Here is a 25,587-nt window from a genome sequence, read left to right on the forward strand (position 1 = left end):
ACTACCCCGTAGTAGTGATGAAGCGGGTGTAATGCCCGCGGAGCGAAGGGGGTGGGTCACCGCAGTCGGAGCGGGCCAACTGAAGCCATGTGGCGGCGGGAGGAGCCCCATCTCTCGACGGAAGGCGGTAGCCTTCTAGTGGTGGCACGAGCCGGATGACGCGAGAGTGTCAAGTCCAGATCTGTGAGCGGCTCGGGGTGCAAGTCCCCGGGCCGTAGCCTTAAGGTTTATTGCATGTCCGCTCTGGTCGGAGTTGCAGGGGTGAGCATGAAAAGCCCGAGATCCCGGGATCCCATTCTGCATGTCGCAGATGTATCCAAGGCGTTCGGGGGCGTCGCGGCAAATCACAACGTTACAATTTTAGTCGAAGAGGGAGCCATCGCCGGGTTGATCGGGCCGAACGGTTCCGGAAAAACGACCTTGTTCAACTCAATTGTCGGGCACCACAAGATCGATCGCGGCAGCGTGCATTTCGATGGGCACGCGATCACCGGTATGGCGGAACCGGAAACCGCTCGCCTCGGGCTGGTGCGCACATTTCAGCGGCCGCGGGTGTTCCAGCGCATGACATGTATCGAAAATATGCAGGTGAGTAGGCGTTGGGCAGGCGAAGGCCGACTCGATCCTTTTCGCACGGGATCGCCGGAGATCCGGAAAGAGGCGCTCCGATTGCTCGATTTTATGGGTTTATCGGATAAAACACTGCAAGTCGCCGGGACGATGTCTTTCGGTCAGCAAAAGCTTCTGGAGCTGTCGATGGCTTTGATGAGCGGAGCAAAAATGCTGTTGCTTGACGAGCCGACTGCAGGGATCAATCCCGCTCTAATTGAGAGCGTCATCGAGCGGCTTAGGGACGTAAACCGCGCGATGAAGACAACCCTTTTGCTAATCGAACACAACATGCACGTCGTCATGCGGCTGGCGGATTATGTTTATTGCTTGGCAGAAGGGCGCATTCTGGCACAAGGTCCGCCCGAGCATGTTCGACGACGACCGGAGGTGATCCAAGCTTATCTAGGCGCAAAATGATGACGCCCCCGGAGCTTCCCCACTCGATTTCGCGCGAAGGGTTGATAGGCCTCGCGCCGGGAACTCCGGCTCTCTCAATCGACGGCTTGGTCTCCGGCTATGGCAACATGGAAGTCCTGCACGGGATCGACCTCCGCCTTGCAAGGGGGCAGTCGCTTTGTATCATCGGACCGAACGGCTCAGGAAAATCTACTATTTTGCGCTCGATCTATGGCTTGGCAGATATCCGCGCTGGGCAGGTCATCGCCAACGGCCACGATATCACTTGGATGCGCCCCTCAGCCAAACTGCAGCGGTCGAGAATAGCCTATGTACCTCAGGAAAGCTCGGTATTTCCCGACATGACCGTGGAGCAGAATCTGCGGCTCGGTGGATTTCTAATGCAGAGATCGACGCAGGCGGCGAAAGCAGCTGAGGCGGTAATGGACCAGTATCCGATTTTAGGCAAACGACGACGGCACGTGGCTTCCCTTCTGTCCGGCGGCGAGCGACGCCTCCTTGAAATCGCGCGTGTGATGATGATGGACCCCGAAATCTTGTTGTTGGATGAGCCATCGATTGGTCTTTCACCAATATCCGTCGAAGAAATCTTCGAGTTATTCGCGCATCTGCAACACGATCTTGGGAAAACGCTTCTCATCGTCGAACAGAATGCTCGCAAGGCTCTGGAGTTTGCAGATATTGCCTATGTGCTCACGGCAGGCAGGCTCGTGCTCGCTGGGAAGGGCAAAGATCTGCTGCAGGATCGGAGAGTCGGGAGATTGTTTCTCGGCGGCAATCCGGAGCTGGTGGAAATCGAACAGGTGTTATGATCGGATATCAGTTGTCCATCAACGCCGCGCGATTTCCCTCCAGAAGAGCCGTGACGTTCGGAGCGCGAAGAACGTCATATGCCGTTCTGAACGAGCGCACCTGCCGCCTGACCAATGGTTTCGTGAAGGCGGGCTGCCACCGAGGCGATCGGATAGCGGTGTTACTCCACAATTGCGATCGGTTCTTTGAGGTTTTGTTTGCCGCCGCCAAATCGGGGCGATCTTCGTTCCAATCAATTTCCGACTGAAAGCACGGGAAATCGCGGGCCTGCTCGAAGCGTGCACGCCGAACTTCTTACTGGTCGGGATCGGCTTCGATGAAGTGCTTGCCGAGCTTTCCGACAGCCCGGCTTGCCGGCCCGCATCATTCGAGCGGATGAGACCGCAGAGGAGGAGTCCGAGGAGTACGAGACATGGCTTTGTGAGCAGTGCCGGGCGAAAGCTAAATACGAGAGTGCTATTCAAGGAAGACTAGGAAAGACTCGAAAAGGCCGCGACTGCTCGCCAGACGCCTATCTACTTGCCCTTAGCAAGTTCAGCGGTCGCGGCGGCGCGGACACGGTTGCGAGTCGCTGTCGAGTGCCGCTCGCAGCCGCGACGTGACGGCAGTCTCGAAGTTCGACTTCGCAGCGCCGGTGAGCGCGATCAACCTTTTCGCCAAAAACGGCCTAGCCGGGGCGTTCAAGTTCACGGGCCCAAGGCGATGGGCTAAAGAAAAATAAGCTCGCAGGATCACAAGAAGTCGAGCCTTAACCGCAACCCGCTCGCGCAGATCCCTTGAATATGCTCCTGGCATGCATGCTGGCCCCCATTCCAAGCATGCAGCTTGAATCACAATTCGCCGAACAGCGGAATCCCCCTTCCCGATTCCTTCAGCTCGGATACCGCTCTAGGTTGCGCCCCCTTGCCCTCGAGGCCGTACAGCCGAGCCCCCGGAATGCGCGCCGCGATGTACTCCGCGGCCGCCCGCACCGAAGAGACTCCGCTCGCAACCTGTTCAGTGAAAATTCACCCAGCGGTACACCGCCGCAATCGATCCGAGGATCTCGCGGATCAGGCCCTTGCACCCCTCGCGGTTGGTCATCACCACCGCTCCCTGGCTGCCCTCAACCGAGGCCACGAGATGGGCGTAGTACCCGTAATTGATGCCGCTATGGCTAAAGCGGAGCCCGGCGGCATCAATTACGAAGCCAAGGCCGACGTTGTTCCCGGCTTGCACCCGCAACATCTCCTGCGCGGTTTCTGGTCGCAGGAGGCTGCCCCGTTCTCCACTGTAGGACGCCTGGATCGCCATCGCGAACCGAGCGAGGTCCACGGGCGTCGCCCAGAGCCCGCCTGCGGCAGCGGCAGGATAGACCCGCCAACGGCCTGGCACCGGCGCACCTTGCTCGTCGTGCGCCGCCGCGGCGTTTCCGGCGAGGTCCGCTGGTAATGGTTGCACGAAGGTGCTGCGGCGCATCCCCACCGGCTCCAGCACCAACTCTGCCATGAGTGCCGGGAACGATTGCCCCGTCAGTTCGGTGAGGAGCAGTTCCAGAACCGTGGTGCCGCCGCTCGAATAGCGGTGCGTGCCGGGCGGTGCTTCGTGGCGAACCGGCGGGTTGGTCGCGGGGGGCTTGCCCTCGAGGATCTCAAGGATCGTGGGCAGCGGCTGACCCGGCGCATATCCATCGAAATGCTTTACCGTCAGCCCGGCATTGTGGCAGGCAAGGTCGCGGACTGTCACGCGACGGCAGTTTATGTGCTTGGCTTCGGGAATGCGCCAGCGCCGTAGGTGTTCGTTGATCGGGTCGTCAAGCCCGAGCCTTCCCGCCTCGACGAGCCGCAGCACGGCGGCGACGGTCACCGGTTTGCTGATAGAGGCCGCCTGGAAAAGGGTCTCAACGTCAACCGGGGTGCCGGCGTTCGCATCCATAATGCCATATGCCTTCGCCGATTCGATGGTGCCCTTCTCGACCACAGCTATACTGACTCCTGGGACGTGATAATCGATCATGCGCCGGTCAAGAGACCGTCGCGGCGCCCGCGGTCCAGCGCGCAAGCCGATTTCGACAGCACGTATCTTTCCGTCAATCTGAGCCATGTTGTATCTTTCCGTCAATCTGAGCCATGCTCGACTTAGGTCCTCCCCGTCAGCGGAATAGTGGTCCCTCAGGACCGCTTCCAAGATTGAACGCATGAGGGCCAATGCAGCGAGGGGAGCGCCAAAGACGAACGCATAATGAGCTTGTTGGAGGTTCTTAAGCAACGAAAGTGCTTGGGCACTTCCATGTTTGGCTGTTACGTGGGATGAACGAGCACAAACGGAACCAGCTCTCGGCGCCTAACTCCTTGGAGATCGAACCCGGCGTCCTGCTTCAACCGCCGCCACGCGGCGATGGCATTATCAATGCTTTCGCGGAAATCTTCGCCCAAGTAGTCGTCGTCGCTTGTTCGTTCGTAAGTAAACTCGATGACAGCTTCGATCGCTCGCGTCCTGTTACAAGCCAACGCCAAGCAGCCAAGAACTTAGCCTAGCCTAGTGTGGTGAAAGTCTTGGAAGAGATAATGGACAGCGTCTCCGCCGGATCGAGATCGCGGATCGTCTCCACAAAATCGGTGCCGTCCACGTTGGAGACGAAGCGGAACGTCATCGCGCGGTCGCTGTAATGTTTGAGCGCTTCGTAGGCCGTTACCGGCCCCAGATCGGAGCCGCCGATGCCGATGTTGCGGATCGGCTTGCCGGTGTGGCCGCGCCACGCACCGCCGCGTACGCGATTGGAAAAATCGGCCATGCGGTCGAGCACCGAATGGACCTGCGGTACAACGTCCTCGCCATCAACCAGGATCGATTGCCCCTTCGTCGCGCGGAGCGCGACATGCAGGACGGCTCGCTTTTCGGAAACGTTGATCTTCTCGCCTTCGAACATCGCATCAATCCGCGCGCGGAGCCCGGACTGTTCGGCTAGTTGCAGCAGCAGAGCTAGCGTTTCATCGGTAATTCGGTTCTTGGAATAGTCGAGGTAGAGTCCGGCCGCTTCGACGGTCAAACGCTCGCCGCGTTTGGGGACTTGAGCAAAGAGCTCGCGCAGATGCAAGCGGTCAATCTTCTGAAAATGGGCAGAGAGGTCCTTCCAGGCAGGAAGCTCGGTGACCGTTTTCGTAGCCGTTGCCATTCATCGCTCCTGTTAGCGCGCCATAGCGGCTTGCGCAGTTTGTTTGCGCGAGCGAGTGATCTTTCCCTTTAGCGGGCCTTCCCACATTCGGAATCCACCCTTGAATGCGTTGGCATTATCCCCAAGCCGGCATAATGGCGGCAGTTTTTTCAATAGTTTGGAGTTTCCGCCGCCCAGAACGACGTCCTCCGGTTGGAGTGCCGCAACCAGATATTCAACAACATCTTCGACGTGCTTCCGCCATGCTTTCCTGCCAAATTCCTCCAGCGCGCGGGCGCCGACATAGTCCTCATAGACCCGCTTCTTGTAGGGTAAGTGCCCAAGCTCCATCGGCTGCACGATGCCATCGATGATCATCGCCGAGCCGAGTCCCGTCCCTAGCCCGAGAAACAACATTTTTCCGCTCCGGTAACTGCCGAGCGCCTGCATCGCCGCATCGTTGATGACTTTCGTCGGCAGTTTGAATGCCGCAGCGAAGTTGAAGCCCATCCAGCCTTTTCCGAGATTGTGAGGTTCGGCCACGGGCCGGTCATGCACAACCGGGCCCGGATAGCCAATCGAGACGAGGTCATATTCCCAGCCATCGGCCAGTTTCTTGACGCTCGATACCATCTGCCGGGCCGTCAGGGTCGGCCCGGAGTCAATTTCTCGTTTCACTTTTTCGCCGGAGGCAAGGATCTTGACGTGGGTGCCGCCTACGTCAATGACCAGTATATTCATGGAAGACCTTTGTCTCGATTGGGACCTAGCTTGCCTTCTTGAGCACCTCGGTTTTGGCAGAGATAACGCCCAGCAGTTCGTTCCAGGATTTGACGAAAGACTTGGCGCCATCGTCCTGCAACGTTGCTGCTAACGCATCGACATCGACGCCGGCCTTCGCAAATTGCGACAGCACCTCTTCGGCGTCGCCGCCATCGGCCGCCAACATCTCTCCAACCTCTCCATGATCGGCGAGGGCCTTCACCGTGCCTTCCGGCATGGTGTTCACCGTGAGCGGCGCGGCCAGCGCCTTGATGTACAGGACGTCGGACGCCGCGGGGTCCTTGGTTCCCGTGCTCGCCCATAGCAGACGCTGTGGCCGCCCCCCCCCCCGTTGTAAATACGCCGCGAGCGTGCTGAACCGAGCACCTCGCAGGCTGCCTTGTATGTTCGTTTCGCGATTGCGATACCGAGCTTGTTGTGTATAGGCGCGGGAACCTTGTCGGCAACGGCGGCATCCCAGCGACTGATGAAGACCGATGCAACGGAGCCAACATCTGGATTCAGACCGGCTGCAATGCGCCGCTCGATGCCGCGCAGATATGCCTCGGCGGCGAGCGAGATAGTGCTCTCGGCTGAACAACAGGGTCACATTCACGGGCACGCCGGCGAAAATTGACTCTTCGATGGCAGGCAGCCCTTCGCGGGTGCCGGGTATCTTGATGAAGAGGTTGGGGCGCTTCGCCTGTGTGTGCAACTCCCTGGCCGCTGCGATTGTGCTGGCCGTATCATGTGCGAGGAGTGGGGAGACCTCGAGCGAGACCCATCCGTCTACTCCATTGGTGCGATCCCAAATCGGGCGGAACAGGTCGGCTGCCTGCGCGAGATCTTCGATTGCTAATTCGAAGAACAGGGTCTCACCTGACTTTCCCTCGTTCAGTTTGCTGCGGATCGCAGAATCATAATGAGAGCTGTTCTTGATCGCGTGATCGAAGATTGTCGGGTTCGATGTGAGCCCCGACAGCGAAAACTCGGCAATGTAGCGCTTCAAAGTGCCGCTCGTCAGCAGGTCGCCGGTGATGTTGTCGAGCCAAACGCTCTGTCCGAGTTCGTGGAGCTTTTGCGTTGCCTTCATCACTTCACCTCCGCACAGCTTTGAATCGTCGGGACGCCGCAAGCAGACGATCCAGATCACAGTCGAGCAGGTCTCCGATCCGGTCCACCGTCACGTCCGGTGTGGCGAAGGAGGCGAGCGCCTTCGCGTCATGTGCATATTGTCCCTGTCGGGGAAAAACGGTGGTGACGCGACTGCCCCAGGCTTCCTTGACCGCGGCGAGGATTCGCGGCTTGTCGTCCACCAGGACGTAGTGAAGTGCCGGATAGCGGGACTCGACATCGTCGAGCGCGAGTTCCTTGTGGATGTAGATCAACACATGCGAGTTGACTGCCTCTGAAAGGCCGGAGCGCTCAACCTTACGCGGTTGAAAGACAACGTCGCCATCAGTGAGAAGGACGGTTGGGCCCCACTGACGCAGTCGTTCGAGCACATCCAGCGATCCCGGATACAGACGATTGGCGAACGGGTAATCGACCAGGAACGAAGACATGGACAGCAAATGCATGTCCTGCGGGTGTTCGACACGGTACCGCTGCAGTGCACCGAGATAATCTCGATACCCCAGTTCGACAAACAGGTCGTCGAGAATTGCCCAGTAGCGGTCGCGACAGGCGGCACCGTACTGGCGCTCGAGATGGCCCTTGATGTCAGCCTGGATGTGGTCGTTGTCGAGAAGCGTATTGTCGACGTCGACCAGAAAGACGACCTGATTCATCGGTCCCCCCTTACGCAACTCTCTGCAATATGCTCAGCGTGCGCGCCTAGCACGCACGGGGCATATTCAAGACTATGTTACTCCGACTGGCGCTTCCAAATCCTAGTGCGCGAAGGCTGGTGCGAATCGACCTTCGACGTGCCGGGTGTCATTCCACAGCCGGATCGCTGGTTCTGACTGATCGTGTTCGTACCCAAGTATGCTCAGGCTTGCAGTGTCGAGGGTGAAGAATCGTCCGGCCCCCGCATCGAGGCCTAACCAGCGTGCCGCCAAAACTCGGAGAAAATGTCCACTCGAAAACAATAACACGTTCCCTGGGACGTTGCGAACGCGCTCCACGATGCGGTCGGCCCGCGCGCCAACTTGATTCGGTGCTTCTCCTCCCGGACAGCCGTCGCGAAACAATTGCCAGCCCGGACGCTCTTCATGGATCTCTTTTGTGCGACGCCCCTCATATTGACCGTAATTCCATTCCAGCAGATCGCACTCGCGTTCCGCTTCGACGCCGAGGCCAGCCAACTCAGACGTCCGGACCGCTCGCTTCAGGGGGCTGGTGAACACTTTTGCGAAAGTGAAACCCAGCAACCGCGAGCCCAAACTCTGCGCATTGAGTTCGCCGCGCTCGGTGAGAGGTAGATCTGTGAGGCCAGTATGCTGGCCTGAGAGGCTCCACGCGGTCTCGCCATGCCTTGCAAGGCAAATGATCGGAAGGACGGCGCTCATGGTCTCGCCCCTTCAGCTGCGCGCCCGCCCACTCGTAGCGCGACTTCTTCGGAGAAGCAACGACCAGCCCTCTAGCGTTATGACAGTTTGCCACGCGAAGGGATGTGCGTCTGAAACACTGACCTATTCGCTAAAGGCATTCGCGACTGCGGCGCCGGATCCCCACCAAGCGCGAGGGGAAGAGGTGTGTTATCGTTCGTCCTTGTCGGAAACCTAATTCCGCTGGCAGATGAGACCGAAACGCATAATGCTTCTGCCTTAGCAATACTTCTGCCTCATGAGAGAAGCTTGCAGCCGCGCTTCTCTGAAGCAGCCGCGGAGTAGGGCGTCCAGTGCGCCGCGTCCCAATCGTAAACCACCAGCGCGAACCGAATTCGGGAACATGCTATGCCATTCAAGGTTCAGGTTGGTCCGCATCAAATCTCGATCCATCAGGGGCAAACAGTGCTGGTCAGCGAACCAGACGCACGAATCAACTGGCCAACCGAAAAGGGACTTTATTTCCTTGATACGAGGGTAATCAGCAGCTGGGCCGCCTACGCAAATGGTGAACCTTGGGATCTCCTCAATGGAGGGTCCATCACCCATTACGCGTCCCGAATCTATCTTACGAACCCCAGGATTCCGACCGCCGACGGCTTGATCCCGCCGCGCACGCTCGGTTTCGTGGTCAGCCGATACATCAATGGCGGGATGCACGAGGATCTCGACATTACAAATCACGGCGCGAAGCGGGTACGCTTCCAGCTCGAGATCGCGATACGGTCCGATTTCGCAGATATTTTCGAGGTAAAATCAGGCGATATAGTGCGCCGCGGGCGGATCACCACGACATGGTCATCGACGAAGCAGGAACTTCGCACATGCTATCGCAACAGCGATTTCGTCCGCGCAGTAACCGTTTCTCCCGCACACCGACAGAGCGAAATCGAATACGCCAATGGCCGGCTGAGCTTCGAAATCAGCCTCGGGCCGGGCGAAGCCTGGCATTGCTGCTTGCTCTATGCGTTGGAGGATCGCGACCGACACTTCGCTGCACCGGACGAGTGTGTGGACGACCACGAACGAACCCGCCACGCCGAGGCACTCTCGGACTGGCTGCAGTCGGTACTGAAGATCCGCTGCAGCAACGAGGAGTTCTACCGCCTTTATCGCCAGGCGCTGGAGGACATGGCGGCACTTCGGCTCCCGATCGCCGGCACCGATCACATGGTATTCCTGCCTGCCGCGGGCTTGCCGTGGTTTGTGGCTCCGTTCGGCCGGGACAGCTTGATCGTGTCGCTACAGAACCTGCTGATCTATCCAGATTTCGCCCGTGGAACGCTCGACATCCTGGGCTCGCTCCAGGCGAAGGAACGGGACGATTATCGTGACGCGGAGCCGGGAAAAATCCTGCATGAAATCCGCTACGGAGAACTCGCTCATTTCAAACTGATCCCGCACACGCCATATTACGGCACGGCCGATGCGACGCCGCTCTATCTCATCACACTCCATGCGGCCTGGCGGGCAACGGGCGACAAGGCGCTGTTGGATCAGCATCTTGAGACCGCGGAGGGATGCCTGTCCTGGATAGACAATCACGGTGATAGCGACGGCGATGGATTCCAGGAATATCAGACCCGCTCTCCGGTCGGCTACGAGAACATGGGCTGGAAGGATTCCGGAGACAGTGTGGTTTATCCTGACGGATCGCTTGTCAAGGGACCGAAGGCGCTCTGCGAGTTGCAAGGCTATGTCTATGACGCCTGGCTGCGCATGGCGGAAGTGTTCGATGAACTCGGCAAGACACGGCGTGCCGCGGATCTGCGAAGGAAAGCCACAGCGCTCTTCAAACGGTTCAACGAGACCTTCTGGGATGAGGAGTTGGGTTTCTACGCCCTGGCGCTGGATGGCGAAAAGAAAAAGGTCCTCACGGTTGCCTCCAATGCCGGCCATTGCTTGTGGTCAGGCATCGTTCCGAAGGAACGCGCCGGAAAGGTCGTGCAACGTCTCATGGCACTAGACATGTGGAGCGGTTGGGGCATCCGCACGCTGTCGGCCTCGAACCCGGCGTTCAACCCATACAATTACCAAACCGGGTCGGTCTGGCCCCACGACAATGCCGTCATCGCGCTCGGCTTCAAACGATATGGATTCCACGCAGAGGCCGCAAGGATCGCGCGCGATATCAGCGATGCAGGAAGCCACTTCCTGTCCAATCAACTGCCTGAGCTCTATACGACGATCGAGCGTGATCGAAGGAGCTTTCCCGTCCAATATCTTGGCGCCAACATCCCACAGGCCTGGGCAGCAGGGTCGGTCTTCGCATTTCTGCAGGCGATACTTGGGTTCGCGCCGGACGCTCCGAAGGGAAAGCTGTACGTTGATCCATCTCTGCCGCAATGGTTGCCCGATCTGACCGTACTCGATCTGCGTCTCGGTACAGGGCGATTCGACATCCGTTTCTGGCGCGATGGCGACGAGACGCGCTTTGACGTCCTGCGAGGCGCTCCAGGAGCCGTCCAGAGGAGGCCCTTCGGTGCACGGCTGGAGTTCCCACGTTCAATGTAGAACGTTGTGCGATGCGCGTGTCTATTGAAAGTGCGGACCAGTTGATCTCGATGCAAGCGATTTTTTTCGGACGTTTTAGCGGGTTCTGAATCTCAGAAGCTTACTGGCGAGGTTGCGAGCAAAAAGTTGAATATCCGGTGTGTCTTTCGCCGCCTCAGGGCATTGACGACACGCCCGCCTGGGGCTCGATCAGCGTCGAGCGAGCGGAAGGAGACGAGATCATGGGCTACAAGCCGATCGAGTCCTACGGCGTCATCGGCGACCTGCACACCGTTGCCCTGGTTGGCATCGACGGGTCCATCGACTGGTGCTGCCTGCCGCACTTCGACTCGCCGAGTGTCTTCGCGGCGATCCTCGACGACCAGAAGGGGGGCTCATTCCGCATCGCCAGCCTCTACGAGGCGCAGCACAAACAGATGTACATGCCTGACAGCAACGTCCTGGTGACGCGCTTTCTTAGCGACCAGGGCGTCGGTGAGGTCGTGGATTTCATGCCAGTCCAAGGCCCGCGCGAGACCAGAAAGATCCATCAAATCGTCCGGGTGGTGCGGGCGGTGCGCGGGTCGGTCCGCTTCCGCCTCGACTGCCGGCCGGCTTTCGACTTCGCTCGCCGGCCCCACCAAGTCGTCCTGGAGGGCCGGGGAGCGATCTTCGAGGCGCAAGGCATGAAAGTCTCGCTGGTCAGTCGCTTCCCACTTGGTCGGCAGGGCGACGCCGTCGCTGCCGAGTTCGTCCTCAACCCCGGCGAGACGACCACATTCATCCTCCGCCAGGTGGAGGAGAACGGCCACGACAGCGTTCATGACGGCGTCCTGCTCGAGGCGCGGCTGGTCGGTACGGAAGCCCTGACGCAGACCCTGGCTTTTTGGCGGCAGTGGCTGAGGAAGTGCAACTATTCAGGTCGCTGGCGCGAGATGGTCAGCCGCTCGGCGCTGGTGTTGAAGCTGCTGACGTTTGCGCCGACCGGCGCGATCGTGGCGGCGCCGACCTGCGGGCTGCCGGAAGAGATCGGCGGGGTGCGCAACTGGGACTATCGCTACACTTGGGTGCGCGACGCCGCTTTCACCAATTACGCCTTCCTACGCCTGGGGCTGACGTCGGAGGCAGAGCAGTTCATGGCCTGGTTGGAGCAACGGGCCGTCGAGGGCACCCGGGGCGACCCGTTGCAGACTATGTATCGCATCGACGGCGGGCGCGAGTTGCCCGAGGAGGTCCTCGGCCACCTCGATGGCTACCGCGGCTCGCGTCCGGTGCGAGTCGGCAACGCGGCTGCCGAGCAGCTGCAGCTCGACATCTATGGCGAGCTGATGGACGCCGTCTACCTGTACGACAAGTACGGGACGCCGATCGCCTATGACTCCTGGTGCCACCTGCGCAAGATGCTGGAGTGGGTGGCGAACAACTGGGAGCGAGCCGACGATGGCATTTGGGAGGTGCGCGGTGGACAGCAGCAGTTCGTCTACTCCAAGGTGCAGTGCTGGGTGGCACTCGACCGTGCGATCCGCCTTGCGCAGAAGCGCAGCCTGCCGCTCGACCGCACCCGCCTGGCCGCGGAGCGAGACCGCATCTACGAGGCCATCATGACGCACGGCTGGGACACGGAGCGGCAGACCTTCGTGCAGCACTTCGCCACCGACGCGGTGGATGCGTCCAATCTGATCATGCCGCTCGTCTTCTTCCTGTCGCCGACCGACCCCCGCATGCGCGGGACGCTGGACCGGACCATGGCGGAGCTGGTCTCCGACAGCCTGGTGCACCGCTACGAGATCGGCAGAGGAGCCGGCGACGGCCTGACCGGGAGGGAGGGGACGTTCAATATGTGTACGTTCTGGCTGGTGGAAGCGCTGGCCCGTGCGGGCCGGGCGGAGGAGGCCCGCTTCATCTTCGAGAAGATGCTGACTTACGCCAACCACCTCGGTCTGTATGCCGAGGAGACGGGTCCATGTGGCGAGGCGCTGGGCAACTTCCCGCAGGCATTTACTCACATCGGGTTGATAAGCGCCGCGTTCAACCTGGACCGCCGGCTCGGCGTGGGACCTTGAGTAGGGTCGGGCCATGAGCGCGCAGGTCGCTTACATAGGGACTTCCGTCCCAGACTGGGTGAGGGAGCTTTCGAGCAGCGATCCGCTCCGGCGCCGCCTCGGCGCATATGCCCTGGGCGAGATCGGCCCCGCGGCAACCGAAGCTGTGTCCGACCTCGCCGCGGCCCTCCAGGACCCGGTTGGGTTCGTGCGCGTCTGGGCGGCGGCGGCTCTCGCCCGGGTGGCGCCGCCGGGGGGAGAGTCGGTCACCGTCCTCATCGCGGAGTTGAGCAACGAGCTTGCCTTCGTCCGCAGCCTGGCGGCCTGGCACCTCGGTCGCCTCGGTCCGGCTTTTCCGGGGATCGAACAAGCCCTCATCCCTCTCCGACAGCTAGCGGGTGATAAGGATCCGAGCGTGCGGGTGGAGGCCGCGCTAGCGCTGGGGATGCTCGAGGGGAAGGGCGCCCCGCCGCCGGAACTGAAGTCCTTGTGACTTGAACTTCCGGCGGCATCGCCGCGCGCGGATTTGTTCGCGCACCTCCAGCAATACGATCTCGGCGTCAGTCACCGGGCTCCTTTCTCTCCCAACTCGAAGACTTTTCGTCGCCGCAAAGCGGACGTTGGAGTTGAAAGACCGACTTGGCGATATCGACACTGATTGTCGAGATCGACTGCACAGCTAGCTCCTCCGAATCGTAGGAGCCTAACGCGGCGCCCACATCCTTGGCGCTCTCGTGCCGGCGGAGGAGCCGTCTACAGCATCAGAAGCGGTCCCATGCATCGCTGCAAACATCAGGCAGGGCCTTTCCCGCAGTCCGTTTCGTGTACTTGGGTTGCGTAACAATCACTGTGCGGGCACGAGCGCCGGGGCGCCCTTGTCCTTGATCAAGAGCACCAGGAATTTCGCCGGCTGGGTGCTGCTTGCGTTGCGGTCGACGACGTGAACGTCATCAGGGCCTTCATAGAAGGCCTGTCCTGGTGTCAGTGTCACCTGTTGTCCACCCTTCAGCTGCATCACGACGGAGCCCTCCAGGACGTAAACAAACGCATGTGCGTTGTGTCGGTGGATAGCGCTCGACCCGCCGGGCGCATGCTCGACTGTGATCATCAGAGCTTCCCTCCCAGGACTCTCCGGAAGATCCTTGGACATGAGTGCCGTGACCTTGGGCTCCTGAGCCACCGCCGTGCCGCTCATGAGGCACAGAAGAACCAACGCTACGCGTTTGATCGTCATGGTCGCCTCTTTCGTTCGTTGCGCGGGACCCGCTCGTGGCAGAGTGGGCGCACCTCCGATGCGGGATCAAGCTTTTGCCTGTGAGCGGCGGAGCCATTCGTCGAGACCGATGCGGCCGAGGCGTGCCTCGCCCAACGGCACGAGCGAATGCTCCTCGATCCGGCCGCCCCAGTATCGGGCCTCGGGATCGCTCACGACCTCACGCGGGTCGCCGATCGCCTTCAGATAGCGCGCGACGATTTCGTTGAACGGCGCGCGTTCCGGGCCGGCGATCTCGACAATGCCATCGCGCGGCGGCGCGAGCGCCACATCGGCAACGTTGGCAGCAACGTCATCCGCTGCAATGGGCTGGAACAAGACGGGCGGGAGCCTGACTCTGTTTCCAGCCGCGCTTGAATCGGCGATGCCGCGCAGGAATTCCAGGAACTGGGTCGAACGGATGATGGTGTAGTGGATGCCGGAGGCCTCGATCAGTTTCTCCTGGGCGACCTTGGCGCGGAAATAGCCATTGTCTGTCCGGTCGCTTGCGACGATTGATAGTGCGACATGGTGTCCGACGCTCGCCGCGGACTCCGCCGCGAGCAGGTTGCGGCCGGACGTCTCGAAGAATTCCAGCACCGCCTTGTCTTCGAATGAGGGCGAATTGGCGAGGTCAATCACCACCTGCGCGCCGACCATGGCCTCTTTGAGCCCCTCGCCGGTGATGGTGTTGATACCGCTTTGGGGTGAGGCGGCGAGGACCTCGTGGCCGCCCTGACGCAGAAGGGCGACGGTCTTCGAGCCGATCAGACCGGTGCCGCCGATAACGACCATCTTCATGGTTGATCCTCCGTCGTCGATGACTCGAGATTGCTCAACAGAAGCATACCACACCGCGCGGCTTTGTCGGAGGTCGTCGATTGGCCAGCAAGGATGGCTCATTCCGAGTTAGGCGAAAGCTTGGCGTGACCAAATCGGGCAGCTATTGGCGCAAAGCGGCCGCTCGGGACAACATTCGGCACTATTGCGAAGCAAGGCTTCAGAGTGCCTGCGCCACGGTTAAGCCTCCTCTATGCAGCCCGGCCGCACGATCGTTGGGCCGAACATGCGCTACCTTTCGAGGTTCCGCGAATTCGGTCGCGTTCGCGCGACCACGAAAGGTTCATGGCCTTTCGACGTACGCCTCTAGGGGCGTAAGAGCTGAGCCCGCTCGGAGGCTCATGAATTGCGTCACGCGAACGACTGGATAAGATATCGTAGATTCGGTTGGTGTGGGGAAAAGCGGTAGCGCTCCCCCGCTACTACAGGCCACGATATTCTACGTTAGCCTACGATTTGATGCGACAGTATTCGCTGGCTGGTAACGGCAATGCCCCGGACTCCGTAGCATTGACGAATATCGAACATCTCGGCAGCTAAGGAGGTCGCGCATTCACGCCATAGTTGATGTCCTGCAAAAGCGAGTTGCTTGCGCGGCACTTGCCGCGCTTACCCTTGCGGGTTCCGCGACCTTTGCGGAGCCATGACTCCTATCTATTCTGGACCGTGAATGAGTCTCGGTTTGGAGTCGCGACGGTGCATGGCGTGCCGGCGTAACACCGTTTCTAGTTCGCCGGATTGGGAGAGCTTCTGCGATGCATATGCGCGCGTGATGTCGAGCAGCCAATGTTGCACATTGGCGCCGGTAACGTCTGCGCTGACGAGCGACTTGGCTACTAAGTTGGCGATGCTGTCTATGACCACGCTGCTGTCCATATCGAAGCCCGAGACTCCGAGCGCCACATCGAGCGTGAAAGCCCCAACGAACACGGAGAGTCTGCGTAGAACAATGCGCTCCTGCTCCGGCAGAAATTCGTAGCTCCAATCCAGCGCAGCTGACAAGGAGCGGTGTCGAGAGAGGGCCGAGCGACTCTCATGTCTCAACAGGTAAACTCGGTCATCGATGAGCGTCGATAACCCACGGAGTCCAAGAGCGTCGACGTGGGTAGCCATCAACTCGATCGCAAGCGCGATGCCGTCAAGCTTTCGGCAAATGCCAGCAACAACCGCGGCCTCCGCATCGCTAAGTTCAAACCCATCCAACGTCGCCGCCGCGCGTTCGACGAAGAGCCGCACCGCCGGAAATTTCAGCGCCTCGACGGCTGTCATTGTCGACGAAGCGGGCGGGCTTTGCAGTGCCGAAAGGCGATGGATGTGTTCGCCTCTCGTGCGTAACGGCTCCCTGCTCGTAATCAGAATATGGACGTTTGGCGCAGCGGTCGTGATTTGCTCAGTTATTGAAGCGGCGGTATCGACAACGTGCTCACAGGAAGAGCCTTGCGTGCCTCATGCAATGGCGGCGCCTCAATTGGCGGCAAGGCAGTATTGATGATGTTCTTCAGCGGTCCCAGGATGTCCTTGGTCGGTGCGTCTCCAGGAGACTTATTCCGGAGCATTTCGCAGGAGTTTGCATGCGTAGCGTTGCTTTTTGCGCCTGCGTTTTGTCGTGCTGAAGACAGTCACGCTGCTGACACCCACGATGCCAGGCGGTGGTGGTTTCGGTGAGGGAAGATGGCGCCGCGCGGCTTTCTTCTGCCAGGTTGTCGAAAGCCGGATGATCCACCCATAGCTCCACGGAACCGTGCAACGACCGACAACACTTTGGTGTCGGTTAGCGTAGGCTGGCGAGGGCTTTCCGCTCAGTTCTGAAGCTATAAAGGAAGGTGAACTGACCCCGCTGGCGACACCATAGTGCAATCGCCTTCATCGTCTCCCGTAGCTACTTTTGCTGCTTGTGAACCGCCCTTAGCCAGCGCGTGGCGGATCCGCCGATACAGAAGCAGGTGTACGATGATAGGACAGGGTGTCGCAAACAGTGGGTCGAGCGCGGCGGGCATTGACCTGGCTAGCGAGACGAACGACGAGCCTCCTGGTGTAGGCACCGGCAGGGCGAACGCCGCAGCCTTGGAGGCGATGGATTCGGGATCCTTTCTCTTTGGGCCGTTCCGTCTCGAGATAGCCCGTCGTCGGCTCCTTCGGGATGGAGCCGCCACCGCCTTATCTGGGCGGGCGTTCGATGTTCTTGTCATGTTGGTCTGCCAGGCCGGGTCAGTTGTCAGCAAGGCTGATTTACTTGCTGCCGTTTGGGGCGAGCGTGCCGCGGACGTTAGCTGCTTGCGTATGTCCATGACAGAGCTGCGCAAGGCACTTGGGGATGGGCAGGCTGGAGCCAGATTCGTGCAGACCGTTTCAGGACGTGGCTACTGTTTTGTCGCGCCGGTTGTTCGCTCAGCTGCGACGGCCAGCTATCTAGATGAGCTAAATGGCGCAAGGCACAATATACCGGCCGCCACGCCAAATATGGTCGGGCGGGAGCAAATCGTCGCAGAGATGGCGAGAAAGCTCCTGAATGAAAGATTTGTCACGATCGTCGGCCCTGGAGGAGTCGGGAAGACGACGGTCGCAACCTATGTCGCGCACGCGCTGCTCAGAGAATTTTGCGGAGATGTGCGATTTGTAGATTTTGGTTTGGTAACTTGTCCCGCGCAGCTTCATGCTGTGCTGGCAGCAGGTCTCAGCTTAGATTGGCACCAGAATGATGAAATTCCAACAAGCCTGCGGGAAAGGCGACTGCTCGTTGTTCTTGACGGCTGTGAGCATGTTATTGACGTCGTAGCGCCATTCGTTGCCCGTCTTTTAAGAAAAGCTGCTCGTGTCCACATCCTGGCAACAAGCCGCGAAGCCGTGCTTGTCGAGGGGGAGCACGTGCAACGATTGTGCCCCTTAGAATGTCCCCCGCAGTACATGGCCGTTTCGATGCCTGACCTTATGAGCTACCCCGCGGCTCGGCTATTCCTGCAGCACGCGGCCACTAGTCTAGCCGAATTTGAACTGACGGATACAGATGCAATCCACGTCAAAGAGATCTGTCGGAAGTTGGATGGAAACCCACTTGCGATCATGATGGCCGCGACCCACGTTGGAGCATTTGGCCTTAGTTCTTTAGTCCAACTTCTCGAAAACCCAACGAACCTTGTCTGGCAAGGACCACGTACTGTGCAATCGCGGCACAGAACATTTCGTGCGGTTCTTGACTGGAGCTATCGTCTCCTTTCCGAGGACGAGCGAAAGGTGCTTTCACTGTTGTCCGTATTTGGAGATGAGTTCACGTTGGACGCTGCTGCAGCCGTCGCCTTGGCGGCGGAGATCGAAGAGACGACAATGTTAGCTGCGTTGTTCGGCTTGGTTAATAAATCTCTCCTGATCTCAAACAGTCGGGGGTGCCGAACCGTATATGTGATGCCTCGGACCACGCGGGCATATGTACAAGCGTTAGTCACCGAAACCAGGAATCGTGGAACTCAGATGCTTGCCGGCGGTCTGATCACCCGGCAAAACGTGGATAGTGGGTGTGACGAAGAATGTATGCCGTGACGAGCCTCTCCTCCTTCGAGCGAGGCTTAGCTCCCTCGCTGAATCGACGATTGCTCCTGTAGTTGTTGCAGTGGTCTGCGGGCCATTGCTAAATGGGGCGCGCTGCGCGAGATCGCAGCTTGGGACGTGCGGTTGACGCGTGAGGACGACCCCCGTCCGGGCGAGCTTTTTGTTGAGGGCCGAGCATGAAACCGCCAAGCCCGCATTGGCTGCTTATGGCTGGCATCGGCATTGCCGGATGCTACGGGCTTGCCGCGTTGCAAGCACGGGAGAACAACGCGGCTTTGTCACCGGCCGTATCGCGCGAGATCACCCGCGTCGAGGCCGATGTCGATCAGATTGAGGCGGAAAGCCTGAAGCGGCTTGCGGCTGTCCCTGATAACGAGGTGCAGCGGATTGAACTGCTCGGCAAGCTGTTGCTCTTCGACAAGGAGCTATCGGTAAACCGCAACGAGGCGTGCGCCTTCTGCCATATGCCAGAGACCGGCTTTACGGGACCGATCTCCGAGATCAATCGAACCACCGGCGCGTACCCGGGATCCGTGCGTTCGCGATTTAGCGAGCGCAAGCCGCAGACGCACAGCTATGCACCATTGTCCCCCGCGCTGCACTATAACGAGGGGCAAGGTGATCTGGTGGGCGGCAATTTCTGGGATATGCGCGCCACCGGGCGGCGCCTCGGCAATGCTGCGGCCGAACAGGCGGAGGGCCCGCCTGTCGATCCAACTGAGATGGCTCTGCCGGATATTGCCTGCGCCGTTTTCCGCGCCTCGCAACGACCCTATCGTGCGCTTTTCGAAACTGTGTGGGGTGCGCAAGCCTTCGCGATCGACTGGCCGGCCAACACAGAGGACGTGTGCAGCCAGCCCGGGCCGCCACCGGCCGACGATCCGGCACCGGTTCATCTGAATGCTGCCGATCGAGGCCGCGCTGCCGCGAGCTTCGATCAAATGGCGCAATCAATTGCCGGGTATGAAGCGTCACACGAAGTAACCGCGTTTTCTTCGAAGTACGATGCCGTGCTTGCTGGAAAAGCGCAGTTCACGTCACAAGAGCAGGAGGGCTATGACCTGTTTCGCGGGAAAGCGAAGTGCAACGGCTGTCACCGTGACGGCGGCCCTGGTGAAGACCCGCTTTTTACAGATTTCACGGCGAGCAACATCGGAACTCCGGCCAATCCGCAGCTGCCTTATTATGCAGAGGGCAAACCGGATCAGCGCGGCTATGTAGCCAACAAGAGTGGCAGATCCTTTGTCGACTTGGGCGTTGGCGGTTTCCTCGCGACCGGCCATCCACTCAGCCAACCTTCAGCCGTTGATGCGCGCTGGCAACCGCTCTCACCGCAAAATCGGGGCCGCTTTCAGGTTCCAACATTGCGAAACGTTGACAAGCGGCCAAGCCCCGATTTCGTGAAAGCCTATGGCCACAATGGTTATTTCAAGAGCTTGAAGGAGATAGTGCACTTCTACAACACCCGCGATGTACTCCCGCGTTGCACGCAACACGATCCGCGAGAGGCCGTGGGCTGCTGGCCGGCGCCGGAGACAGCCGAGAACATGAACAAGACGAAGGTCGGAAACCTGGGCTTGTCGGAGAAGGAGGAAGACGCGCTCGTTGCCTTCCTGCAGACCCTGACCGATGGTTACGCGCCGGCGGACCGCCGATAATAAGGCGGCACCAAGGTACGATAGGCCTTTGGTCGAGATGATGCGCGAGAGACTTGGGAATGGGCGATGACCTTCGTGGGTTGCCATGTAGGGGCGGCCAACCCGTTCATTGGGGCGGCCCTGTGGCCAATACCGCCACTGCCTTGTTGCTGATAACTAGTCAGGACATCGGCGGCCTGCGGTCGCGGCAAGGAGCAAGTTGTTATTGGAGATGAGACATGATCGCTCGCAAGCGGCAGCGCGCGAGCGGGACTGTATTGCCTGGTGCAACGTGTGGTCGTCACGTCGTGCAACCTTGCGGGGGTAACTGGCGCGTGGTAATTTCGTCCTACCAGCGGACTCAGACGGCTTTCGAAGCGAGAGCCCGGATTTTTCGTCCTCGGGATACGGCATGTCTCCCCAAATATTGGTCGGGAACGCAGAGTGTTGAGCAGCAAGCTAGAATGGTGATCAACAGCGAACATACTGTTGAGCAACATGAGCACGTTCGGCGCTGCGTCGATGATCTCGATCGGATCCTTGCTCGATTTCCGGTCTCGCGCGATGAGTCCTTGTCGCGGCTAATCCCGGATTTGCTCGACATGTTGATAGGCGTGCTCGGGCTGGACCTCGTTTACTTTTATGCGAAGGATCCAATCAGCTCCGAACCTTTCGAGCTGGCCCGGATCGCGCAATCGTTAGAAGCATCTGCTGAGCCACTCGAAGTTGGTCGTTTGTTAAGAGGCTCACTGGGTGCAGAGCAGGGAAAGTGGCCTTCGCAACGGCGATTGACGATAGGGCCAAGCCAACTATCCGCCATGATCCTGCGACTGGGCGTTGAAAACGATTTCGGAGTGTTGCTGGCCGGATCACGGCGCGCCGAATTTCCCGATGAAACCGAGAGCGTTCGTCTCAAGATCGTGGCCAGTCAAGCCGTGAATTGGCTACAGGAGAAGCAGCTTCTGCATGAGCGTAAGCGAATTTCCGAGACGATAGATCAACAGGTCGCGCTGCAAGTCCAAAGTCTCTCTGCTCTCAGCAGGAAGCAAGAGCGGGAGATTGCCGAGCTCAGGCGACTGGTGGATTCGCCGAGTGCGCGAGAAGTCGATATCCAGTTGATCTTGGACGCTATGCCCGCCCCCCTGGCCATCATGACGGCTGAGGGTGAGGTCCAGGCCGTCAATCTTCCCGTTCTGGAATACTTCGGAAAGTCGCTCGAGGAACTCAAGCGCTGGAGTACTATTGACGCTGTTCATCCTGATGACCTTCAACCTACGATCCGGGCGTGGAGACGGGCCGTCGAAACAGGTGAGCCGTATGAGATCGAAAGTCGCCATCGCCGCAGGGATGGGATCTATCGGTGGTTTCACGTTCGCGGCTTTCCCTTGCGGGACATTAGCGGCAAAATCGTATGCTGGTGCGTACTGCAAATCGACATCGAAGATCGAAAGAACGCGGAGAATGCGCTAGTAGCCAGCGAGCGCAACCTTAATCTTATTATCAATACCATTCCAGCGCTCGTCTGGTCGGCTCGACCGGACGGCTCCGCTGAGTTCTTCAATCAGCATTATTTGGACTACGTTGGTCTCAGTTCGGAAACGGTCCAAGATTGGGGATGGACTGCGGCGGTTCATCCCGACGATCTGGACGGTCTCGCGAATGCCTGGCAATTGATCATGGCGTCTCGCCAGCCGGGAGAAAAGGAGGCGAGGCTGCGCCGCTTCGACGGGACATACCGCTGGTTCCTATTTCGAGCGAACCCGCTGCGTGGTGAAGACGGTAATGTCGTGAGATGGTTCGGTCTCAACACGGATATTGAAGACCGCAAGCGGGCCGAGGAGGACCTGCGCAACACCCAAGCGAAACTTGCGCATATGGCACGTGTCATGACCGTGGGAGAACTGACGGCGTCCATAGCCCACGAGATAAGCCAGCCACTGTCCGGCATAGTCACCAACGCAAGCACCGGCCTGCGTATGCTTACTGCGGACCCTCCGAATATCGCTGGGGCGCGAGAAACTGTGCGGCGTACCATCCGCGACGGGAATCGTGCGTCCGTTATCATTGGGCGGTTGCGGGCGCTTTTCAATCGAAAGGCCCCATTAACGCAGCCGGTCAATCTGAACGAGGCAACTCGTGAGGTGATTGCCTTGTCGCTAGACAGACTCCGACGTGACGGCGTCATTTTGCGGATGGAGTTGGCCGACAGCCTTCCGCTCGTGTTGGGCGATCGGATCCAGCTTCAGCAAGTCATCTTGAATTTGGTGCAAAATGCCCTTGATGCGATGAGCATGGTCGATGGAACGGCGAGAGCACTGACAATAAAGACAGAACTGGAAGAAAGCGATCGTGTCCGTCTGAGCGTGCTCGACACGGGACCCGGTCTTGACCCCGCCTTGCTGGATAGGCTCTTCGATCCCTTCTTTACGACTAAAGATGAGGGAATGGGGATCGGTTTATCGGTAAGTCGCTCAATAATCGAGAACCATCACGGCAGTCTGTGGGCTACGGCAAACGACGGGCCGGGAGCGACTTTTTCATTTTCAATCCCTTGGAACCTGGACGATGTGACCAGCATGCATGATCGTGACGCTAGACGGACGCTTGCCGAAAACCGCGTCACGAGGAACTCATGATGGTCGCACCTTCATTGGTATCAGTGGTCGACGATGACGAATCCGTGCGCGAATCCTTGCCAGATCTCCTAAGGGAATTTGGTTATGCAGCGCAGGCGTTTTCGTCCGCGGAAGAGTTCCTGGCATCCGAATACGTGGGACGGACGGACTGTCTCATTCTCGACATCGCGATGCCGGGTATGACTGGTCCCGAGCTCCAAAAGGAACTGACACGTCTCCGCCATAAAATCCCGATTGTCTTCATAACGGCTCATGGAGATGAAACCACGCGTCCGCGAATGCTCGGGCAAGGAGCCGCAGAGTGCCTATCCAAGCCGTTCAGTGATACGGCATTATTGCAAGCGCTCAATGCGGCATTCGGGGTGAGTTAGCGACACAACCCTTCATCAGAAAAGGAGGATCGACAATGAAATTTTTGGCGGAAGAGCTGCCCGCCAACCCGGACGAAGAAGCAATCGTGTTCGTGGTCGACGATGACGTCTCAGTGCGGGAATCGCTCGAACTGCTGATCCGGGACGCTGGCTTGCATCCGGAGATGTTCGAGTCGGCTCAGGAGTTCCTTTCGCGCCCACGCACGTCTGTTCCCAACTGCCTGGTCTTGGATGTTCGTCTTCCCGGTCTCGACGGTCTAGAGTTACAGAGACGGGTGGCGGCCGATCGGCCCAGCACCCCGATCATCTTCATCACCGGTTACGGCGACGTGCCGATGACCGTGGAGGCCATGAAGGCCGGAGCCGTCGAGTTTTTGACCAAGCCATTCAGCGATATCAATTTGCTCGATGCCATTCACAATGCCATTGACCGCAGCCGGATCGCACTTCGCCTCGAAGCCGAAATGCAGGACCTGCGAGATCGCTATGCCTTGCTCAGCCCACGCGAGCGGGAAGTCATGCGCCTCGTTGTACGAGGCCTGTTGAATAAGCAGGTGGCGCACGAGCTTGGTATCAGCGAAATAACGGTCAAGGCGCACCGCGGCCATGTGATGCGAAAAATGAGCGTTACATCATTCGCGGAATTGGTAAATATTGCGGCAAAACTGGATATCTCCCGCTAACGCGCAAACGGAGTAATTGCTCCTGCCGCGCCACCGCCCATCGGCGCCTTCGGTGAAGTTTTGGACGACAAGGGTACCCAACGCACCACCTCCGCTACACCTCTGCCGTTTGTCCACTCTCTCCTTGGATAGCCTGAGCCGACAGCATCACCCCGTTCGTCGCCTCGGGACGCTCGAGCCGGTTTGCCGACTTGATGTTCAAAAACATCAAAGTCGAGAACGGATCGGTGTCAGCTGAGGACATCCTTCGCGAGATCAATCGCCGGTGATCGAGCGGCTTGCGGCGACCTCGGTATCGTTATCGTTACTTTGCTGAAATCGATGCCGCGTGAGGTCGGTGAGCTACGTTTTGAAACAACCGGTCAAGCCCGCGGACGATCTCGCCCCGTGTGTCTGTCATGCGGAACTCCTCGGACATCAGCAAGGCACGTCGGCGATACTTTTCGCGATCGAGAACGGTCCGCACCGCGTCGCGTAAGGCCTCCGGCGTCGGCGCGTTTGTCTCGAGGTTGATGCCGACCTCGAACCACCCTACGCGCATGTTCACGTCGGCCTTGTCTTCGGTCAATCCCGCGCAGACCAAGGGAACGCCGAAGCTCATGGCTTGATTGACACTGCCGTAGCCACCATTCGTGACGAACACGTCGGTCCGGGGCAGGATCCACTCAAACGGCAGATAACTGGCCAGGCGCGCATTGCCCGGAATCGGGCCCGGGATATCCTCGACCGGCCGCCCACCCGCCGTAACCACGACGAGGAGGTCAGGCTCGTTTGCGAGTGCGGCCAGGGTCGGCGTGACCAGGAGATTGAAGTCGTGGTTTGCGACCGTTCCCTGCGTCACGAGCACCACCTTGCGCTTGCCGTCCAAATCTCCAGCCCATGGTGGAATTGGCGCCTGCTTAGGGATGATGGGCGGCGTGCCGATGAACTTCACCGAGCTTGGCAGCGGCCGTGGGTATTCAAAACTCGGGACGGTGAGCTGCCAGTACAGATCGGCGAGCCTCACCATCGTCTCGAATGGCGGGCTCGCGATTGGCCCGAGACCCAGTTCGTGCAGGCAATGATTTAAGCGCCGCGCAAGCGGTTGATGAACGATCCTGTCGTGGTCGCGAATGGTTACAGCATGTTCAGCCGGTCTGGCTGCCGGTGGCAAGCCGAGAAAGTCGGGCGCTCCATCCTCGCGCGGCCAATGTAGGATGGAGGTGCCAAAGCAGACGACTGGCGGCCGCGTCGATGGCGGCCTAAGGAGCATCGGCAGCAGTCCCAGGAAGCAATCGTCTCCGATGACGACATCCGCCGGGGCGTCTCGCAGCAGCTGTTCGAGTCCGTGGTGCTGCGCTGGAATATGCTCGACGAACAATCGTTCGAGGATGACTCGCAACAGCTCCAATCCGGGAGGCAACCTCTTGAACTCGGGATATTTCGAGAAGGGATCGACGACGTCCTGATCCGCGCTTGCGGGAATCGGGCGGAAGGTCGCGCCGATTGACTCGATGCGCTCTTGGAAGGCGCGCCCCGTGAATGCAAGCACCTCGTGACCTTGGGCCACGAGTATTCGTGCGATTCCAAGCATCGGATTGACATGCCCTGGCGCGGGCGTTGTGGCGATGACGATTTTCATTGATCCTGTTTCTCCCAGCAGTCCCGTTGGAGCGGCTACGTAGTTCTGGACTGCAGTCGAGCTGACCGCTTCAGGAGGTTTTCATGAGCATCCGTTGCAGCGCGATGTCGGATCGGCGCAATCACGTTACGTTTGTCATCAGTATGCGGATTTTTGTAGCGGTGCTGTAGCAGGCCATAG

Annotated in this window: 21 protein-coding genes; 11 read left to right on the forward strand and 10 right to left on the reverse strand. The window is 59.4% G+C overall.

Annotated features, from left to right (window positions below):
- The first annotated feature begins 234 nt into the window (after window positions 1-234).
- Genes P6U23_RS11330 through P6U23_RS11340 form a run of 3 tightly spaced genes read left to right on the forward strand, consistent with a single transcriptional unit; the run spans window position 235 to window position 2,089 of the window.
- Window positions 235-1,029, forward strand: coding sequence for an ABC transporter ATP-binding protein (locus P6U23_RS11330; RefSeq protein WP_407179814.1), 795 nt, complete (start codon window positions 235-237; stop codon window positions 1,027-1,029).
- A complete protein-coding gene (locus P6U23_RS11335) occupies window positions 1,026-1,841 on the forward strand; it encodes an ABC transporter ATP-binding protein (protein ID WP_407179815.1) in 816 nt (271 codons plus the stop codon). Before P6U23_RS11330 ends, P6U23_RS11335 begins: the two co-directional genes overlap by 4 nt.
- Window positions 1,838-2,089 (forward strand): AMP-binding protein, encoded by a 252-nt coding sequence (locus P6U23_RS11340; RefSeq protein ID WP_407179817.1) that lies wholly within the window; start codon window positions 1,838-1,840, stop codon window positions 2,087-2,089. The genes P6U23_RS11335 and P6U23_RS11340 overlap by 4 nt, the downstream gene beginning before the upstream one ends.
- A 749-nt stretch (window positions 2,090-2,838) precedes the next feature.
- Here P6U23_RS11340 and P6U23_RS11345 read toward each other — a convergent pair.
- The 6 genes from P6U23_RS11345 to P6U23_RS11370 form a co-directional block, all read right to left on the reverse strand.
- Window positions 2,839-3,837 carry a serine hydrolase domain-containing protein gene (locus P6U23_RS11345; protein ID WP_407179819.1) on the reverse strand — a complete coding sequence of 333 codons (999 nt, stop codon included), beginning with the start codon at window positions 3,835-3,837 and terminating at the stop codon, window positions 2,839-2,841.
- Window positions 3,838-4,354: 517 nt separating this feature from the next.
- The gene (locus P6U23_RS11350) at window positions 4,355-4,918 is read right to left on the reverse strand and encodes a hypothetical protein (protein WP_407179821.1); all 564 of its coding nucleotides are present in this window, start codon (window positions 4,916-4,918) and stop codon (window positions 4,355-4,357) included.
- A gap of 90 nt (window positions 4,919-5,008) precedes the next feature.
- Window positions 5,009-5,716, reverse strand: coding sequence for an ROK family protein (locus P6U23_RS11355; RefSeq protein WP_407179822.1), 708 nt, complete (start codon window positions 5,714-5,716; stop codon window positions 5,009-5,011).
- 25 nt (window positions 5,717-5,741) lie between these two features.
- Window positions 5,742-6,830, reverse strand: a complete 1,089-nt coding sequence (locus P6U23_RS11360; protein ID WP_407179824.1) for a transaldolase family protein — start codon at window positions 6,828-6,830, stop codon at window positions 5,742-5,744.
- Between the two features lie 4 nt (window positions 6,831-6,834).
- The gene (locus tag P6U23_RS11365) at window positions 6,835-7,527 is read right to left on the reverse strand and encodes an HAD family hydrolase (protein ID WP_407179826.1); all 693 of its coding nucleotides are present in this window, start codon (window positions 7,525-7,527) and stop codon (window positions 6,835-6,837) included.
- A 102-nt stretch (window positions 7,528-7,629) separates the two neighbouring features.
- Complete coding sequence (locus tag P6U23_RS11370) at window positions 7,630-8,250, reverse strand: histidine phosphatase family protein (protein WP_407179828.1); 621 nt, start codon at window positions 8,248-8,250, stop codon at window positions 7,630-7,632.
- A 444-nt stretch (window positions 8,251-8,694) separates the two neighbouring features.
- Between P6U23_RS11370 and P6U23_RS11375 the strand changes: the two genes are divergently transcribed.
- The 3 genes from P6U23_RS11375 to P6U23_RS11385 all read left to right on the forward strand — a co-directional run bounded on the left by P6U23_RS11375 (window position 8,695) and on the right by P6U23_RS11385 (window position 13,317).
- Window positions 8,695-10,803 (forward strand): glycogen debranching N-terminal domain-containing protein, encoded by a 2,109-nt coding sequence (locus tag P6U23_RS11375; RefSeq protein ID WP_407179830.1) that lies wholly within the window; start codon window positions 8,695-8,697, stop codon window positions 10,801-10,803.
- A 221-nt stretch (window positions 10,804-11,024) separates the two neighbouring features.
- Entirely contained in the window at window positions 11,025-12,845 is a 1,821-nt protein-coding gene (locus P6U23_RS11380; protein WP_407179832.1) for a glycoside hydrolase family 15 protein, read from the forward strand.
- Window positions 12,846-12,858: 13 nt separating this feature from the next.
- A complete protein-coding gene (locus P6U23_RS11385) occupies window positions 12,859-13,317 on the forward strand; it encodes a HEAT repeat domain-containing protein (RefSeq protein ID WP_407179833.1) in 459 nt (152 codons plus the stop codon).
- A gap of 351 nt (window positions 13,318-13,668) precedes the next feature.
- Here P6U23_RS11385 and P6U23_RS11390 read toward each other — a convergent pair whose 3' ends face one another.
- The 3 genes from P6U23_RS11390 to P6U23_RS11400 all read right to left on the reverse strand — a co-directional run bounded on the left by P6U23_RS11390 (window position 13,669) and on the right by P6U23_RS11400 (window position 16,185).
- Entirely contained in the window at window positions 13,669-14,058 is a 390-nt protein-coding gene (locus tag P6U23_RS11390) for a cupin domain-containing protein (protein WP_407179835.1), read from the reverse strand.
- 66 nt (window positions 14,059-14,124) lie between these two features.
- Complete coding sequence (locus tag P6U23_RS11395; protein ID WP_407179837.1) at window positions 14,125-14,877, reverse strand: SDR family oxidoreductase; 753 nt, start codon at window positions 14,875-14,877, stop codon at window positions 14,125-14,127.
- Window positions 14,878-15,570: 693 nt separating this feature from the next.
- Window positions 15,571-16,185: an ATP-binding protein gene (locus P6U23_RS11400; protein ID WP_407179838.1), complete on the reverse strand. Its 615-nt coding sequence runs from the start codon at window positions 16,183-16,185 to the stop codon at window positions 15,571-15,573.
- A gap of 918 nt (window positions 16,186-17,103) precedes the next feature.
- Between P6U23_RS11400 and P6U23_RS11405 the strand changes: the two genes are divergently transcribed.
- From P6U23_RS11405 to P6U23_RS11425, 5 genes are all read left to right on the forward strand, one after another.
- Window positions 17,104-18,450, forward strand: a complete 1,347-nt coding sequence (locus P6U23_RS11405) for an ATP-binding protein (RefSeq protein ID WP_407181414.1) — start codon at window positions 17,104-17,106, stop codon at window positions 18,448-18,450.
- Between the two features lie 185 nt (window positions 18,451-18,635).
- Window positions 18,636-20,117, forward strand: coding sequence for a cytochrome-c peroxidase (locus tag P6U23_RS11410; RefSeq protein WP_407179840.1), 1,482 nt, complete (start codon window positions 18,636-18,638; stop codon window positions 20,115-20,117).
- A gap of 443 nt (window positions 20,118-20,560) precedes the next feature.
- Complete coding sequence (locus tag P6U23_RS11415; protein WP_407179841.1) at window positions 20,561-22,732, forward strand: PAS domain-containing protein; 2,172 nt, start codon at window positions 20,561-20,563, stop codon at window positions 22,730-22,732.
- Window positions 22,729-23,103: a response regulator gene (locus P6U23_RS11420; RefSeq protein ID WP_407179842.1), complete on the forward strand. Its 375-nt coding sequence runs from the start codon at window positions 22,729-22,731 to the stop codon at window positions 23,101-23,103. Before P6U23_RS11415 ends, P6U23_RS11420 begins: the two co-directional genes overlap by 4 nt.
- 35 nt (window positions 23,104-23,138) lie before the next feature.
- Complete coding sequence (locus P6U23_RS11425) at window positions 23,139-23,786, forward strand: response regulator transcription factor (RefSeq protein WP_407179843.1); 648 nt, start codon at window positions 23,139-23,141, stop codon at window positions 23,784-23,786.
- A gap of 304 nt (window positions 23,787-24,090) precedes the next feature.
- On the opposite strand, the gene P6U23_RS11430 is transcribed toward P6U23_RS11425, so the two are convergent.
- Window positions 24,091-25,167 (reverse strand): glycosyltransferase, encoded by a 1,077-nt coding sequence (locus tag P6U23_RS11430; RefSeq protein WP_407179844.1) that lies wholly within the window; start codon window positions 25,165-25,167, stop codon window positions 24,091-24,093.
- Between the last annotated feature and the right edge of the window lie 420 nt (window positions 25,168-25,587).

This window comes from Bradyrhizobium sp. STM 3562, from assembly GCF_045571435.1.
GTDB lineage: Bacteria > Pseudomonadota > Alphaproteobacteria > Rhizobiales > Xanthobacteraceae > Bradyrhizobium.

Bases quoted from the DNA above. Each gene is read 5' to 3' on its own strand.
- P6U23_RS11365 (WP_407179826.1), bottom strand. From the start codon at position 7,527: ATGAATCAGGTCGTCTTTCTGGTCGACGTCGACAATACGCTTCTCGAC.
- P6U23_RS11345 (WP_407179819.1), bottom strand. From the start codon at position 3,837: ATGATCGATTATCACGTCCCAGGAGTCAGTATAGCTGTGGTCGAGAAG.
- P6U23_RS11420 (WP_407179842.1), top strand. From the start codon at position 22,729: ATGATGGTCGCACCTTCATTGGTATCAGTGGTCGACGATGACGAATCC.
- P6U23_RS11410 (WP_407179840.1), top strand. From the start codon at position 18,636: ATGAAACCGCCAAGCCCGCATTGGCTGCTTATGGCTGGCATCGGCATT.
- P6U23_RS11380 (WP_407179832.1), top strand. From the start codon at position 11,025: ATGGGCTACAAGCCGATCGAGTCCTACGGCGTCATCGGCGACCTGCAC.
- P6U23_RS11405 (WP_407181414.1), top strand. From the start codon at position 17,104: ATGTTGGTCTGCCAGGCCGGGTCAGTTGTCAGCAAGGCTGATTTACTT.
- P6U23_RS11400 (WP_407179838.1), bottom strand. From the start codon at position 16,185: ATGACAGCCGTCGAGGCGCTGAAATTTCCGGCGGTGCGGCTCTTCGTC.
- P6U23_RS11330 (WP_407179814.1), top strand. From the start codon at position 235: ATGTCCGCTCTGGTCGGAGTTGCAGGGGTGAGCATGAAAAGCCCGAGA.
- P6U23_RS11340 (WP_407179817.1), top strand. From the start codon at position 1,838: ATGATCGGATATCAGTTGTCCATCAACGCCGCGCGATTTCCCTCCAGA.
- P6U23_RS11425 (WP_407179843.1), top strand. From the start codon at position 23,139: ATGAAATTTTTGGCGGAAGAGCTGCCCGCCAACCCGGACGAAGAAGCA.
- P6U23_RS11395 (WP_407179837.1), bottom strand. From the start codon at position 14,877: ATGAAGATGGTCGTTATCGGCGGCACCGGTCTGATCGGCTCGAAGACC.
- P6U23_RS11370 (WP_407179828.1), bottom strand. From the start codon at position 8,250: ATGAGCGCCGTCCTTCCGATCATTTGCCTTGCAAGGCATGGCGAGACC.
- P6U23_RS11335 (WP_407179815.1), top strand. From the start codon at position 1,026: ATGATGACGCCCCCGGAGCTTCCCCACTCGATTTCGCGCGAAGGGTTG.
- P6U23_RS11390 (WP_407179835.1), bottom strand. From the start codon at position 14,058: ATGACGATCAAACGCGTAGCGTTGGTTCTTCTGTGCCTCATGAGCGGC.
- P6U23_RS11360 (WP_407179824.1), bottom strand. From the start codon at position 6,830: ATGAAGGCAACGCAAAAGCTCCACGAACTCGGACAGAGCGTTTGGCTC.
- P6U23_RS11355 (WP_407179822.1), bottom strand. From the start codon at position 5,716: ATGAATATACTGGTCATTGACGTAGGCGGCACCCACGTCAAGATCCTT.
- P6U23_RS11385 (WP_407179833.1), top strand. From the start codon at position 12,859: ATGAGCGCGCAGGTCGCTTACATAGGGACTTCCGTCCCAGACTGGGTG.
- P6U23_RS11415 (WP_407179841.1), top strand. From the start codon at position 20,561: ATGGTGATCAACAGCGAACATACTGTTGAGCAACATGAGCACGTTCGG.